We start from the raw sequence: 13723 nt of genomic DNA on the forward strand, positions 1-13723 counted from the left end.
GTCTTTCCGTCGGCCCCCCTCCGGCCCCCCTGAGCCTGCTACTCGCCTTGGTACGGCAGCGTGATCCCCGGCAGGTTGTACTCGTCGCGGCGACCGCACATCCCGAACCCGCCGAGCCGGGTGGGCCCGGCCTCGTGCGCGGTCGCCTCGCCGAGGTAGGCCGGCTCCCCCGCCTCCAGCGCGTCGAGCTGGGCGCCCGTGCGCTGGGCCGTGGCGAGCGCGCCGGCCCGCCACAGCTCCCGCCAGTTCGGCACCTTGGCGCGCACGAGCCGGGCGGCGGACCGCTGGAACTCGACGCAGGGGCCGTTGTCCCCGGCGACAAGTGCCTCGCGCAGGGCGAGGTAGCCCTCGACGGCGAGGTCCCTGCGGCGCCGGGCGGCCGCGGCGGTCTCCGGGCCCGTGCCGGGCGGGAGTACGGAGGCGGCCGCGTACCGCTCCGGATCCGCGAGCACCTCGGGCGGAAAGGTGAAGACGGCGTCCCCTGCCTCGGGCAGACCGCTGTTCTGCATCAGCACGGTGATGCGCAGATCGCCGCCCTGGACCATACGGTGCACGGTCCCCGGCGTGAACCAGGCGACGGAGCCCGGCTCCAGGGGGATGTCCCGGTAGCCGTCGGGGCTCAGCGTCTGTACGGCGCCCCGGCCGCCGGTGACGACGTACGCCTCGGTGCACACCAGATGCAGATGCGGGCTGCCGCCGCACACGCCGTCGGCGGCCTCCCAGTCGTAGGCGCTGAGGTGGGACAGGCCGACGGCGCCGGGCAGCGGGTGCGGCAGGTTCGGCTTCACCACGGCATTCCCTCCAGGTGGGAGGCCACGCGCTCCCGGTCCCAGGCCCCGTCGGCGAACACGACCCGGTAGCGGTAGGTGAAGGACTCGCCCGGCGGCAGCTCGAACTCCTCGAAGAACGCCCAGGAGAACGCCACCGTCGGGATCGGCTCGGAGCGCACGAACCAGTGCGACTCGTGGATCGCGGACTTCTCGTCGAGGTTCTCCGGCGCGTGCGCGAAGACGAGCGTGGAGTGCCCGTCGATGTCGTCGTGCTCGGTGGTGTAGGCGAGCCACGGGCCCTGCGTGCCCATCAGCTTGCCGGCGTCGGCGCCCGCTCCCCCGTCGAGGTCGGGTCCGAAGGCGGTGCCGCCGGTGAAGTCGCGGGGGCCGCGCCACTGAAGGCCGGTGTAGCCCGCCATCTCGCGGCCCTCGGTGGTCGGAGAACCGAACCGCAGGGCCGCCTCGCGCAGGTTGGTGAGGCGGATCGACCAGTCCAGGGCCCAGGCGCCGGCCTCCTCGTCCACCGAGTGGACGGTCAGCCCGCGCACTTCACGCGCCCACTGCGCACCGCCGTTCTCGACCCAGGTGAGCTCCTCGGTGAGGACGAGCCGGTCGTCCTCGACCGTGAACTCGGGGAAACCGTCGTGCCGCATGGAGCCGACCCGCTCGGGCAGGGCGAGATAGCCCTGGCCGTGCACATAGCAGTTGCCGCCCCAGAAGTTCTGCCCGGACAGGTGACTCGCCGTCATCTGCAGACCCTTGTGCCAGCGGTGGTCGCTGGGCCGGTACCCGGTCACGGTGTGCCCGGCGAGGGTGCGCACCGGGTGGGCGTAGGGCTTGCGGGACTCGAAGGCCTCCGGGTCGGGGCGGTAGACGTAGCGAAGGATCTCGGTGCCGTTCGCTGCCGTGACCGCGATGTGGTCGCCGTGCGCGTGGGTGACGCGGATGCTCATGCGCGCTCCTTGGGGGCCCAGTGGGGGTGGTCTCCGTGCATGGCCGGGTAGAAGGGGTCGCCGGGCGCGATCTCGCCCGCGTGCACCGGCTGTCCCGTGAACGCGGCCTTGTAGAGGGCGGCCGCGAAGTCGAGGGTGACGCGCGCCCCCGGACCGCTGCCGGGCGGCCGGACACCGTTGTCGTAGGCGTCCAGGAGGCCGCCGAGCTGTGCCGTGTGCGAGCTGGGCACGTCCGCCGCCGGGGTGCGCCAGGCGGTGGCGCGCTCGGAGGGGACGTGCGGGGCGGGGGTGTAGATCCAGTCGTCGTTGCGGTGGCCGTACAGGTGGGTGAGCTCGACCGTCGCGTCGGCGCAGTCCACGCGGATGCGGCTGACCTCGTGCGGGGACAGGACGCTGTTGACGACGGTGGCTAGGGCGCCGTTCTCGAAGCGCACGAGGGCCGTCGAGACGTCCTCGCTCTCGGTGTCGTGCACCAGGCGCGCGGCCATGGCCCGTATCTCCGTCCACGGGCCGAGCAGATGCAGCAGCAGGTCGAACTGGTGGATGCCGTGCCCCATCGTCGGCCCGCCGCCCTCGGTGGCCCAGCGCCCACGCCACGGCACCGCGTAGTACGCGGCGTCGCGGTGCCAGGTCGTCTGGCAGTGCGCGACCAGCGGGGTGCCCAGCTCACCGCTCGCGATCAGCTCCCGGGCGTGGACGGCGCCCGAGCCGTAGCGGTGCTGGAAGACCACCGACGCGTACGCGCCCGACGCCTCCTCGGCCGCGGCGATGTCGTCGTACTCGGCGAGCGACAGACACAGCGGCTTCTCGCACAGCACCCAGGCGCCCGCCTTGAGCGCGGCGATCGTCTGCTCCCGGTGCAGCGACGGCGGGGTGCCGATCAGGACCAGGTCGGGGCGTACGGCGTCCAGCATCTCGCCCGTCGAGGTGTACCCGGCGACGTCCTCGCCCGCGAGCTGCCGGAAGGCGTCCAGCCGGGCCTGGTCCACATCGACGGCGGCGACCAGCTCCACCCGGTCCGCGTGGTGTCTCAACGCCGGGAGGTGACTGCCGCTGACGATGGCGCCGGTGCCGATGACGGCGACGCGGCGGCGGGCGGGGCTTGGGGACATGCAGTTCTCCTCGGACGGCGGACAGCCCGCTCAGAAAGCGCTTGCACTTCGAGGGCGACCCTAGGCAGGGACGGAATGTAAGGACAACCCCTCTGCGGCGACATGAGCAAAGCCCGACCCGTTCGGCCCGGCCCACGTTCCGCACGCTCCCCTCTTCGCCCCTCGCTCAAACGGACGAAGATCGTCGAAGGCCAAGGGTCGCGCCAGGCATCAACTCACCTTCGACAAGGGGGCGTTGACAGCGTGCGGCATCCGCGTCACGGTGATGACTCGTCGTGCCCGGGAGGCCACCCATGGCAGCAGTTGGTACCGACACCGATCTCGTCACACGTGTACGTGCGCTGCGGCCACTCGTCCGCGAGCACGCGCCCGGGGCCGAGCAACAGCGACGGGTCGTGCCCAAGGTCGCGGAGGCGCTCAAGGACGCCGGGATCCACCGGATGAACGTCCCCCGGCGGTACGGCGGCTACCAGAGCCGGCTGCGCACCCAGGTCGACGCGGTGGCCGAGATCGCCGCGGGATGCGGCTCGACCGCGTTCAAGACGGTGATCCAGGCCGGCTGCTCCTTCATCGCGGCCCTCTTCCCCGACGAGGCGCAGGACGAGATCTTCACCGGCCCGGACGTCAGGGTCGGTGGCACGCTCGTCCCGGACGCGACGGCGGTCCGGTCGAACGGCGGTTATGTCGTCAACGGCACCTCGGGCTTCGCCACCGGCTGCCATGACGCCGACTGGCATCTGCTGACGGTCCGGGTGGAGTCGGAGTCCGGGGAGGGGCCGCCCGAGCTGCTGTGGACGGCCGTGCCCATGGCCGAGCTGGAGATTCTCGACGACTGGTACGTCTCGGGGCTGGCGGGCACCGGCAGCAACAGCGTCGTCGCACGGGACGTGTTCGTCCCCGCGCACCGCGTCCTGCCGGTCGGGCCCCTGCTGGCGGGCGGGTTCCCGTCGAAGTCCAACGCCGACGACCCGTTCTACCGGATGCCGGTGCTGCTGCTGTTCTGTGTCTGGACGGCGCCCCCCGCGCTCGGACTGGCCCGCTCCGCGCTCACGGAGTTCACCGAGCGCAGCCACCGGCGGGGCATCACGTACACCTTCCACCAGCGGCAGCACGAGGCCACGGTCACCCATCTCCAGGCGGCCGAGGCGGCCATGAAGATCTCCTGCGCCGAGCTGCTGACCGCCGATTTCGTCTCCCTGATCGAGGCGCGGGCGGAGTCCGGCGAGCCGTACACGCCCGAGGAGCGGACGCGGATCCGGGCCCAGAGCGGCTATGTGGCGCGGCTGTGCAAGGAGGCCGTCGATCTGCTCGGCTCGGCCTCCGGGGCGTCGTCCTTGCACCGGGACACGCCGATCCAGCGGACCGTGCGCGACGCGGGGGCGCTGTGTCTGCACTCGTTCGTGAATCCCGCCACCAACCTGGAGATCCACGGCCGGGTCCTGTCCGGACTCGACCCGGGCACGCCGTTCGTGTAGCCCCGGCCGGCGTCACCCCTTGGCGAGGAAGCGCCGCAGCCGGGTCAGCGGCCAGGTGTTGATCACGTCGTCCTTGGTGAGCCAGCCGCGCTGCGCCGTGCCCACGCCGTAGCGCAGGTTGGCCAGGTGGATCACGGCGTGGGCGTCGCTGTCGACGGCGAACTTCACGCCGTGCCGTCCGGCCCGCAGGATGTCCTCGTCGCGCAGGTCGAGCCGGTCCGGGTGGGAGTTGATCTCCAGGGCGGTGCCGGTGCGCGCACAGGCCGCGAACACCGCGTCGAGGTCGACGTCGATGGCGGGGCGCTTGCCGATGAGGCGGGTGGTGGGGTGGCCGATGATGTGGACGTGCGGGTTCTCGCAGGCCTTGACGATCCGCCGGGTCAGCGCCTCGCGCCCCTGGTTGAAGTGCGAGTGCACCGAGGCCACGCACAGGTCGAAGCCGGCGAGGAACTCCCCCGGCCAGTCCACCTCGCCGTCGGGGCCGATGTTCAGCTCCACGCCGTGCAGCACCCGCATGCCGCCGCGCCTGCCGCCTTTGCCGTACTCCCGGTCGAGCTCGCGGACACGTTCGCGCTGGGCGAGGATCCGTTCGTCGGTCATCCGCTGCATGGCCATGTCCGGGCCGTGGTCGGTGACCGCGTAATAGGCGTAGCCGCGCTCGGCGGCCGCGGCGACCATCTCCTCCAGCGGGGCGAGCCCGTCGGTGAGGTCGGTGTGGGTGTGCAGATCGCCGCGGATGTCCTGCTCCTGGATCAGGTCGGGCAGCTCGCCGCGCAGCCCGGCCTCGATCTCGCCGCGGTCCTCGCGCAGGGTGGGTGCGATCCACGGCAATCCGAGGCGGGCGTAGACCTCCTCCTCGGTCTCGGAGACGATCTTCTCCCCGGTCTCGGTGTCGAAGAGCCCGTACTCGGAGAGCTTGAGCTTCTTGTGGACGGCCATCTCCCGGGTGCGGATGTTGTGCGCCTTGGACCCGGTGAAGTACTGCATGGCCGCGCCCCAGGAGTCCGGCGGTACGACACGCAGGTCGACCTGGAGTCCTTTGTCGGTGCGGATCGACGTCTTCTTCTCGCCGTGCGCGATGACCTCGGCGACGTACGGCAGTTCGGTGAAGGCCCGCATGACGGGCGCGGCCTTCTTCGCCGCGACGAGGATGTCGATGTCGCCGATCGTCTCGCGGACGCGGCGCAGCGATCCGGCGTAGGAGCACCGCTCGCAGCCCTTCACCCGCGACATCTCGGCGACGATGTCCTCGGCGAGGCTCATCGCGACATCGATCAGGACCCGGTCGCCGGAGGACTGCAGCAGGCCGATGCCGTGCAGGATGTTCTCCTCCGTCTTCGGCCCGAAGCCCTTCAGGTCGCGCAGCCGCTCCTCGTGGATGGCGTCCGCGAGTTCCTCGGTGGTGGAGATGCCCAGCTCCTCGTAGAGGACGAGGGCCTTCTTCGGGCCGAGCGTGGGGATCGCGGTGAGCTGCCGGACACCGGCGGGGATCTTCGCGCGCAGTTGTTCGACGGCGGACACGCTGCCGGTGGAGAAGTACTCGACGACCTTCTCGGCGATCGACTTGCCGACGTTGGGGATCTCTTTCAGGCCCTTGACGTCGAGCGTGGACACATCCGCGTGGTGACCGCCGATCGCCCGGGCGGCCTTCTCGTAGACACGTACCTTGAACGCGTCTCCTCCGGTGATGGAGATCAGATCCGCGTACTCCTGCAGCAGTGCGGCGACCTCGTCGTTGGACCGTGCCACGCCTCCAGGGTAGGCACGGGAGGGCCGGCCGGACGAGCCCGGCCGGGCCGACCGTGTCGCCGCGCTATTGGCCCAGGTGTGTGGGCGGAGTGGTCGTGGGGTCGGGGTCGGGTTCGGGTACCTGGGCCGACATCGRCGGGTGGGCCGGGGTCGCGTGTTCCTTGGTCAGCGCGTTGATGATCCTGCGGGCCACCAGGGGGTCGGCCGGCAGGGTGTGGGAGGCGAACCAGCGGGCGGCCGCGGGAGCCGGGGACGGTTCGACGAACTCGGCGCCCGCGTAGTCGTCGAGCGGCGGGTCGTAGATGTAGCCCGCGACCACGCCATGGCTGACCAGACGGTCCACGAGGGCGTCGCGGTCGTGGACGAGCAGCGGGACCCGGAACAGGGAGGGCGGGCCCTCGTGCGTGGGCCCGTCGCGCAGGGCCGGGCTGGCCCAGGTGGTGCCGGACAGCAGCGAGACGCCGGCCCTGCGCCGGGCCAGGTCACCGTCGAGCAGCGCCATCCGCAGCTCCAGCTGCCCGCGGACCAGGGCCCCGTGGCGGGAGCGGAAGCCGTGCAGGTCGACCCGTACCCAGGGCTCGTACGCGGTCAGGCTGGGTGCGTGGCGGGCGCTGCCGGCGAGGCGGGGCGCGTGCAGGGCCATGCGGAAGTCGTCGCGTTCCAGCAGTCCGAGGCGCTGCATCGTGCGCCAGGCGGGCCGCACCAGGTGGAGCGTGCGTACGGCGGAGCGCGCCAGCGGGCGCAGCGTGGTGGCCAGGTCGTCGCGCAGCCGACGCGGGGTGAGCAGGTCGTCGCGCAGCAGCTCCAGTTCGCGTCGGGCGCGGGCGTCCTCGACGGCGAGGAAGCCGCCTGCCATCCCGGCGACGTGCTTGGACAGGCTGAACGCGGCGGCCGTCCCGAAGGTGCCGATCGGCTGCCCGTCCACGTGTGTGCCGATCGCGTGCGCCGCGTCCTCGATGAGGGGGATCCCCAACTGGTCGCAGCGGCGGCGCAGTTCGACGACCCGGTCCGGCAGGCCGTACAGGTTGGTGGTCAGGACGGCGTCGATGTCGCGCCAGGTGGCGTCCGGTACGGCGGCCGGGTCGATGTTGCCGTCCCACCGGGACACGGGGGCTTGGACCGGGCGCAGTCCGGCGGCGAGGACGACGAAGAGGATCACGTCGTCGTTCACCGGGGACATCAGCACCCGTCCGCCCGGCCGGCACCAGCGCCGCAGCGCCAGGTAGAGGGCCAGTCGGGCCGAGGGCGTGTAGACGCATTCGCGTCCGATGCGCCGTGTCATCATCGCGGCGAGCCGCGATCCGTACGGCATGGTCACCTCTTCCGTGGAAGGGTCCGACGAAGGGTCGCCCGGAGCGGGCGGTGTGCGCTCACGAACGTCGTACGAGGCCGCCGTGCGGGCGATGTGGGACCGCCAGGGGCCTGGGACCGCCGGGCCGAGACAGCGCCGGCGTGTACACGTGACGAGAGCGGGTTCGCGTTCAGCGGGCGCGGGCTTCCGCGCCCGGCGGGTGGGCCGGGCCGGAGGTGCGCAGCGTGCCGACGGTCTTCAGCAGCCGGTCGGCGGGCTCGCGCAGCCGGGGGTGGGCCAGGACGGTGTTCCGCAGACCGCGCACCGGTCTGCGCCACATCCGGTGGGCCGTCGCCACCGGGTGCGGACGCACCGCGAACCCTTCCCCCACCCGCAGCTCACGGGTCTTGAGCCAGTCCTTGTACTCCTTCTCCCCGCGCCCGAAGTCCATGAGTGTCACGCCGTCCCGGCCCGCGGCCTGAGCCAGCCGCAGGTGCATCATCAGCCCGGGCGAGTAGTAGCCGAACTCGGGGTCGTACGCCGTGAACCAGGCCGCGAACACCGAGCGCGACCGTGGCCCGAAGTGCGCGGCGACCGGCCGGTCCCCGGCGTACACCACGGACAGGATGCCGGTGAAGTGTTCTTCCCTGACCTGGAAGAGGTGGTCGACGAGGTCGACTATCCAGGGTCTGGAGAACCGGTCCATCCGCCCGGTTCTGCGGTACTGGGCGGACTTCCACCGCATGAGGGTGCGCAGCACGCGCGGGTCGCGTTCGTCGTACACGAACCGCACCTCGCCCTTGTCGCGGCCCAGGCGGCGTTCCTTCTTCAGCGTCGTCTTGGCCAGCCCCGGGTAGGTGGCGCGCAGCCACTCGGGATAGCCGCCCTCGCCGGGTTTCAGGTCGAGGACGGGAGAGGCGAACGTGCCCGTGACGTACGGGCCGAACGGCTGCTGTTCCTCGACGAGGTGATCGAACTCGAAGACGGACAGCCCGCACACCTTCAGCAGTTCACGGGTGTCCCAGGTGACTCCGGGCCGGTGCACCAGTGCCTGGCAGTCGGACAGGCCCAGGCCTATGGCCCGGCCGACGCCGTACGCGTTGCGCTCGTACGGCAAGAAGCCGACGGCCTCGCCGCCCTCGTGCAGGACCGCCACGTGCGCCCCTTTGCGGTGCCTGCCGACCCCGAGCGCGAACTCCGGTGCCAGGAAAGGGTTGGCGTAGTCGGGCGATTCCTCCATCGCCCGGTGCCACGCCCGGCGTAGCGACTCGCTCAGCTCCTCGGGTCTGTGAATCGTGATGGCGCTCGTGGATCGCATGGCGACCGCTCCCCCCAAATGCCCCCCAAGACGCGCTTTTCAGCGCGTCGCCACTGTGTCCCCCCATGTCGAACTTTGTGGCGAGGCTCAAACGTCGCGAAACAGTACGCACGCTGTCAAGGTGCCTGCTGAATCCTTTAGCAGCGCTTGGCGACCAGGGGGCCGCCGCCCCGGTCAGCGGATCGCGACGACGACGTGACTGTCGCCGTACTGCCAGACCGGGCCCGCGTGCCTGAACCCCGCTCGCCGCAGCAGCCGTTCATGGGCGGACAGCGACAGGTGCGCCGCGCAGCCGGCCCCGGTGGACGGCCTACTGCTCCGGCGCTCGGCGAGCAGGTCGGCCAGCTCGGGGTCGGCCGCGACGGCCGACCACCAGGACTCCCAGTCCTCGTGCGCCAGGGCGCGCCGGCGCTCGGCGTGGCGTCGGCCGACGCATCCGGCGAGGGCGGCGAGCGCGGTGTCGTCGTGCGGGAAATGGTCGCCGTTGACGAGGACGCCGCCGGGTCGCAGCAGGGCCGCGAGCTGCCGGTAGGTGCGGTGCAGGGCGTCGGGGCCGAGGTAGTGCAGTGCCGTCGTCGACACGGCCGCGTCCAACGGGCGGTCGAGGCCCAGGGCGTGCGTCCAGCCCTTCTCGCCGATCACCGCGTCGACGTAGCGGGCCGCGTCCGCGTGGTGGGTGCGGGCCAGTTCAAGGAGCAACGGGTCCATGTCCACACCCACGATGTCGGCGTACGGCAGCCGCCGCGCCAGCCGGGCCGCCAGCGAGCCGGGGCCGCAGCCGAGGTCGACGACGAGGGGCCTGGCCGGGTGGCCCCCGACGGCCTGCTCGACGACGTCGGCGATCACTGTGAAGCGCTCCTCACGGTCCACGGCGTACCGCTGCTGCTGGAGTTCCCAGCGCCGCACCCATCGTTCCGCCGTCGCCAGGCTCAGCCCCATCCGGTCGTGCCACCTCGCCGTCTCGCACCGACTCACCCTTCCGGCGCGACCCTACAGGTGGAAACGGTTCCCATTCCGCCGGACGGCGGTGCGTCACCCGAGGGTGGCAAGGACGGTCAGCAGCCGGTCCACCTCCTCGACGGTGTTGTGGACGTGCAGGCTCACCCGCACCGAGCCGGTCCGCTCCCCCGCGCCGCCCTGACAGTGCTGGTCGCAGCGGACCATGAAGCCGTGGCTGAAGAGGATGAAGCCGAGGTCGGAGGAGTCGATGGCGTGGTGGCGCAGGGTGACGATGCCCCGGCGCCGCTGCACGGGCGAATCGGCGGCGAGGCTGGCCTGGCAGCCGAGGATCTCGTAGGCGTCGAGGTGGCGCAGGCCCTCGGTGAGCCGGGCCGCGAGGGCGACCGTCCAGCGCTCGATGCGGTCGGCGCCCGCCGCGTCCAGCCAGTCCAGGGCGGCGGTCAGGGAGGCGATGCCGACGGTGTTGGGGGTGCCCGCCCAGCCGGCCGGTGCGAACTCGGGTCCACGGGCCTGGCGGGCCCAGACAGCCCCCGTGCCGGGCAGGGCCATGGCCTTGTGCCCGGAGAAGACGACGAAGTCGACGTCGAGACCGGCCACCGACACCGGCACATGACCGACGCTCTGGGCGGCGTCCAGGCAGATCACCGCGTCCGGGCCGACCGCGCGGCGGATCCGCTGGACGGACATGTCACCGCCGTACACGTGGTGGATGTGGCTGGCGGCGACGAAGCGGGTGCGCGGTCCGGCCAGTTCGGCGAGCTCGGTGTGGTCGTAGTCGCCGGACGTCCGCTGGTACGGCATCGGCCGCACGCGGACGCGCACGCCCTGCCCGGCCAGCTCCCGCTGGGTCTGAAGCCAGGGCGCGATGTTGGCCTCGTGGTCGGCGACCGGGACGACGATCTCGTCCCCGTCGGTGAGCAGCCGGGGCAGCCAGTCGCGGGCGACGGTGGCCAGGCCCTCGGTGGTCCCGCTCGTGAAGTGCACGACCGAGCGCTGCGGTGCCGGGTCGTCGAGGAATCGCTTGACCCGGTCGCGGGCCTCCTCGACCAGGGCGGTGGTCCGGTTGGCCCAGGTGTAGGTGCCGCGTCCGGCGTTGGCGTTGGTCGTGGTGAGGTAGGTGTGGACGGCGTCCAGCACGGCCTGCGGTTTCTGGGCGGTGGCCGCGCTGTCCAGATAGGCCAGTTCCGGGTGTGCGGTGATGATCGGGAACTGGGCGCGCAGGGCTTGCTGCCACTGACCCAATTCATCGACAGTGGCGGGGAGTTGGCTGTCCATCCTGGATACGGTCACGGGTCAGTCCCGTACCAGGGGTGCGCCCGCGTCGCGCCAGGCGATGATGCCGCCGGTGAGGCTGCGCACGTCCGGGTGGCCCATCCGGGTCAGCAGGGCGGCGTAGCGGGCGGACTTCTCGCCGACCGGGCAGGCCAGCAGGACCGGGCGGTTGCGGCTGAACGGCAGCCCGCCGTGCAGGAGTTCCTCGAAGAGCTCGTCGACGATGTTGACCGAACCGTCGATGTGCAGGGCGGCGAAGGCGTGCGGTCCGCGCAGGTCCACGACCAGCGGGTCCCCGGTGGCGATCCACGCCCGGGCGTCCGCGACGCCGACGGCCGGTGCCGTGCGGACCTCGGCGTCCGTCAGGTCGGCCGGGGAGTTGCCGCGGCGCGGGCGGCCGAAGAGGTCGGGGCGCCGATGGCGGACGTAGCTGAGATAGCTCTCGACGCGGTCGCAGACGATGAAGACGGCCGACTGCCGCTCCGTCAGTTCCTCGTCGATGGCGCGCAGTCGGCGTGTCGCACCGAAGTAGGCGGCGCCTCCGGTGGGTCCGGCCAGGATGCCGCAGCGGCGGTTGAGGGTCAGCATGCCCTCGATCGCCTCGTCGGCGGCAACCGGCTCGATCGTGTCGTAGGTGCCGGGGTCGAACAGGCCCACCTCGTGCGCCTCGTCGATGGTGCGGATGCCGGGCACGAAGTCGGACTTGGCGGCGACCAGGCCGACGACCCGTACGGCGGGGTCGTGTTCGCGCAGGGCGCGGGCGACGCCGGTGGACGAGCCGGCGGTGCCCACGCAGGCGATGAACCAGTCCGGCGCCCGGCCGTCGAGGTCCTTGACGATCTCCGGTCCGGTGCCGGTGAAGTGGGCTTCGGTGTTACGCGGGTTGAAGTACTGGTCGGTGTGCAGGAAGGTGCCGCCGGGCTCGGAGAGGGCCCGGTGGAACCGGGTGAGCGGATCGTCGGTGGCGGTCGGGTCCAGGCACTCGCTCTGGCCGGGCAGTTCCTCGATCTCCGCGCCCAGCAGCAGGAGCAGGTCCTTGATCTCCGGGATCCGCATCCGGTTGGTGACGCTTCTGAAGGTCAGGCCGTGCATGCCCGCGAGGACGGCCAGGGCCTTGGCGGTATTGCCGCTCGACAGCTCCACGACCTGGCCGCCCTGCTCGGACGCGGCGGCGGTCAGATGCGGTCGTGCCATGTTCCAGGCGGCCCGGTCCTTCACCGACCCGAAGGGGTTGAGCAGCTCCAGCTTGGCGTACAGGTCGATGTGCCTGAGGCCGTGCACGGCCGGGGCGATGCGCACCAGCGGTGTGTTGCCGATGGCGTCGGTGATGCTGTCGTACCTCACTGAGCTCCCCCCACGGGTGTGGTCGGCCAGTACTGGTCGTCCAGGCACCAGCGCCATCTGTCGCCCTCCTGCCAGGCGGCGACCTTGCGTGCTGCGGGCTGGTGCTGGGCACGGGTGGTGTGGAAGTCCATGCAGTAGCCGGCCGTGTTGGCGAAGGCCAACAGGTCGCCGGGGGCGGGGCGGCGGGGCAGGARGACCGTGCGGCGGGTGATCAGGTCGGACTCCAGGCACAGGCTGCCGAAGAGGTGSGCGGCGACCGGCTCCGCCCCGGCATCGGCGTCGGTGATCGCCGGGTCCCGTGGGACGACGACGGGGTCCATCAGCACCCCGTGGTCCTCCAGCGCCACGTCGTCGGCCTTCGCCGCCAGCCGTATGTGAAGGGGGCCGCCCACCTCCTGGTCGCGCACCTGAAGCACCTTCGTCAGAGTCACTCCGCACTGGTCGAGCAGCGCCCGGCCGGGTTCGGTGTGCAGGTCGTAGAGGTGTTCCAGGAGCAGGGCGGCCAGGGGGCGGCCGCCGAGGGAGGCGGCCGGCTGGGAGAGCAGTTCGTCGAGGTAGCGGGCCGCGGCGACCGGTCGGTGGGCGGGGTAGAGGCCGAGCGTGCCGCGCAGGGTGCCCGCTTCGTTGCGCAGCCCGTAGCCATGGCCGCCGTAGGTCAGGGGCGGGCGGATGCCCAGGACGGCCTCGGTCAGTGCGGTGGTGTACCGCTCCCACTGGCCGCCGTCGGCAAGGTAGTTCACGCCGAATCCGCCGCCGATGTCCACGGCCCGGGGCCTGAGCCCAAGGCTCCGGCACTCCTCCAGCACCCGCAGGCAGCCCTCCAGCGCCAACGCCTTCTCGGTCACGCTCGTCGTGTCGAGGTGGTACGCCACACCGACCAGGTCGAGCACATCGCCGTGCCGCCCGACGGCCTCCAGCAGCGGGGCCGTCTCCCCCGCGGCGGTGCCGAACCGGCTGCGCCGGGTCAGCACCCGTACGCCGGAAGCCTCGAAGCCCGACAGGCGGAGCAGGACACGAGCCCTTGGCAGGGCGTGTGTGCGCACCAGCGTGGCGAGTTGTTCCAGTTCGCCTCGCGTGTCGAGGCTGACGGTGACCGAGGTGCGGGCCGCCAGCCACAGGAACTCCGGGTTCTTCGGTCCGGTCGCCGTGATCCGGTCGGGGGTGAGGCCGGCGCCCAGGGCGTGCTGCAACTCCCCCAGTGAGGCGACGTCCACGCCGGCGTCCGTGGCGGCGAGCCTGCGCAGCAGGGCGCTGGATCGGTTGGCCTTGTGGGCGAGGTACACCTGGCCGGAGAGGTGGTGGGTGCCGTACACCGAGCGGAACCGCCGGAGATTGTCGGCGAGTTGGTCGGGGACGAGCACGTTCAGCGGCGACCCGAGGGCGTCGGTGAGGGTGTGCAGCAGCTCCGGGGAGTCCAGCAAGGAACGCAGCCGTGATTCCAGCCGCGGTTCGAGATACAAGGGCTGCCCGCCCATGCCC

Annotated in this window: 11 protein-coding genes; 1 reads left to right on the forward strand and 10 read right to left on the reverse strand. The window is 71.9% G+C overall.

Translation table 11 applies throughout. The features are described from left to right. Positions 1 to 38: 38 nt before the first annotated feature. Genes EAO75_RS13480 through EAO75_RS13490 form a run of 3 tightly spaced genes read right to left on the reverse strand, consistent with a single transcriptional unit; the run spans position 39 to position 2835 of the window. The gene (locus EAO75_RS13480) at positions 39 to 791 is read right to left on the reverse strand and encodes a cupin (protein ID WP_147995300.1); all 753 of its coding nucleotides are present in this window, start codon (positions 789 to 791) and stop codon (positions 39 to 41) included. Then, positions 785 to 1723, reverse strand: coding sequence for a PmoA family protein (locus EAO75_RS13485; protein WP_147995301.1), 939 nt, complete (start codon positions 1721 to 1723; stop codon positions 785 to 787). The genes EAO75_RS13480 and EAO75_RS13485 overlap by 7 nt, the downstream gene beginning before the upstream one ends. After that, positions 1720 to 2835, reverse strand: coding sequence for a Gfo/Idh/MocA family protein (locus tag EAO75_RS13490; RefSeq protein ID WP_147995302.1), 1116 nt, complete (start codon positions 2833 to 2835; stop codon positions 1720 to 1722). The genes EAO75_RS13485 and EAO75_RS13490 overlap by 4 nt, the downstream gene beginning before the upstream one ends. A gap of 293 nt (positions 2836 to 3128) precedes the next feature. Here EAO75_RS13490 and EAO75_RS13495 point away from each other — a divergent pair, with 293 nt between their 5' ends. Beyond that, the gene (locus EAO75_RS13495) at positions 3129 to 4310 is read left to right on the forward strand and encodes a flavin-dependent monooxygenase (RefSeq protein WP_147995303.1); all 1182 of its coding nucleotides are present in this window, start codon (positions 3129 to 3131) and stop codon (positions 4308 to 4310) included. Between the two features lie 12 nt (positions 4311 to 4322). Here the strand turns inward: EAO75_RS13495 and polX are convergent, their stop codons facing one another. From polX to EAO75_RS13530, 7 genes are all read right to left on the reverse strand, one after another. Next, positions 4323 to 6059, reverse strand: coding sequence for a DNA polymerase/3'-5' exonuclease PolX (gene polX, locus EAO75_RS13500; protein ID WP_147995304.1), 1737 nt, complete (start codon positions 6057 to 6059; stop codon positions 4323 to 4325). Positions 6060 to 6123: 64 nt separating this feature from the next. Next, entirely contained in the window at positions 6124 to 7371 is a 1248-nt protein-coding gene (locus tag EAO75_RS13505) for a DegT/DnrJ/EryC1/StrS family aminotransferase (RefSeq protein ID WP_147995305.1), read from the reverse strand. Between the two features lie 169 nt (positions 7372 to 7540). Then, positions 7541 to 8668, reverse strand: coding sequence for a GNAT family N-acetyltransferase (locus EAO75_RS13510; RefSeq protein ID WP_147995306.1), 1128 nt, complete (start codon positions 8666 to 8668; stop codon positions 7541 to 7543). Between the two features lie 174 nt (positions 8669 to 8842). Beyond that, positions 8843 to 9607 carry a class I SAM-dependent methyltransferase gene (locus EAO75_RS13515; protein WP_147995307.1) on the reverse strand — a complete coding sequence of 255 codons (765 nt, stop codon included), beginning with the start codon at positions 9605 to 9607 and terminating at the stop codon, positions 8843 to 8845. Between the two features lie 93 nt (positions 9608 to 9700). Then, complete coding sequence (locus EAO75_RS13520; RefSeq protein ID WP_147995308.1) at positions 9701 to 10903, reverse strand: aminotransferase class V-fold PLP-dependent enzyme; 1203 nt, start codon at positions 10901 to 10903, stop codon at positions 9701 to 9703. 18 nt (positions 10904 to 10921) lie between these two features. After that, entirely contained in the window at positions 10922 to 12244 is a 1323-nt protein-coding gene (locus EAO75_RS13525) for a pyridoxal-phosphate dependent enzyme (RefSeq protein WP_147995309.1), read from the reverse strand. Further along, positions 12241 to 13719 (reverse strand): alanine racemase, encoded by a 1479-nt coding sequence (locus EAO75_RS13530; protein ID WP_147995315.1) that lies wholly within the window; start codon positions 13717 to 13719, stop codon positions 12241 to 12243. The genes EAO75_RS13525 and EAO75_RS13530 overlap by 4 nt, the downstream gene beginning before the upstream one ends. Positions 13720 to 13723: the final 4 nt, after the last annotated feature.

The sequence above is a fragment of the Streptomyces sp. UW30 genome (genome assembly GCF_008042075.1).
Lineage (GTDB): Bacteria > Actinomycetota > Actinomycetes > Streptomycetales > Streptomycetaceae > Streptomyces.

What these genes read in the sequence shown, in the direction of transcription:
- EAO75_RS13485 (WP_147995301.1), bottom strand. Translation starts at nt 1,723, where the DNA reads ATGAGCATCCGCGTCACCCACGCGCACGGCGACCACATCGCGGTCACG.
- EAO75_RS13490 (WP_147995302.1), bottom strand. Translation starts at nt 2,835, where the DNA reads ATGTCCCCAAGCCCCGCCCGCCGCCGCGTCGCCGTCATCGGCACCGGC.
- EAO75_RS13495 (WP_147995303.1), top strand. Translation starts at nt 3,129, where the DNA reads ATGGCAGCAGTTGGTACCGACACCGATCTCGTCACACGTGTACGTGCG.
- EAO75_RS13510 (WP_147995306.1), bottom strand. Translation starts at nt 8,668, where the DNA reads ATGCGATCCACGAGCGCCATCACGATTCACAGACCCGAGGAGCTGAGC.
- EAO75_RS13515 (WP_147995307.1), bottom strand. Translation starts at nt 9,607, where the DNA reads ATGGGGCTGAGCCTGGCGACGGCGGAACGATGGGTGCGGCGCTGGGAA.
- EAO75_RS13520 (WP_147995308.1), bottom strand. Translation starts at nt 10,903, where the DNA reads ATGGACAGCCAACTCCCCGCCACTGTCGATGAATTGGGTCAGTGGCAG.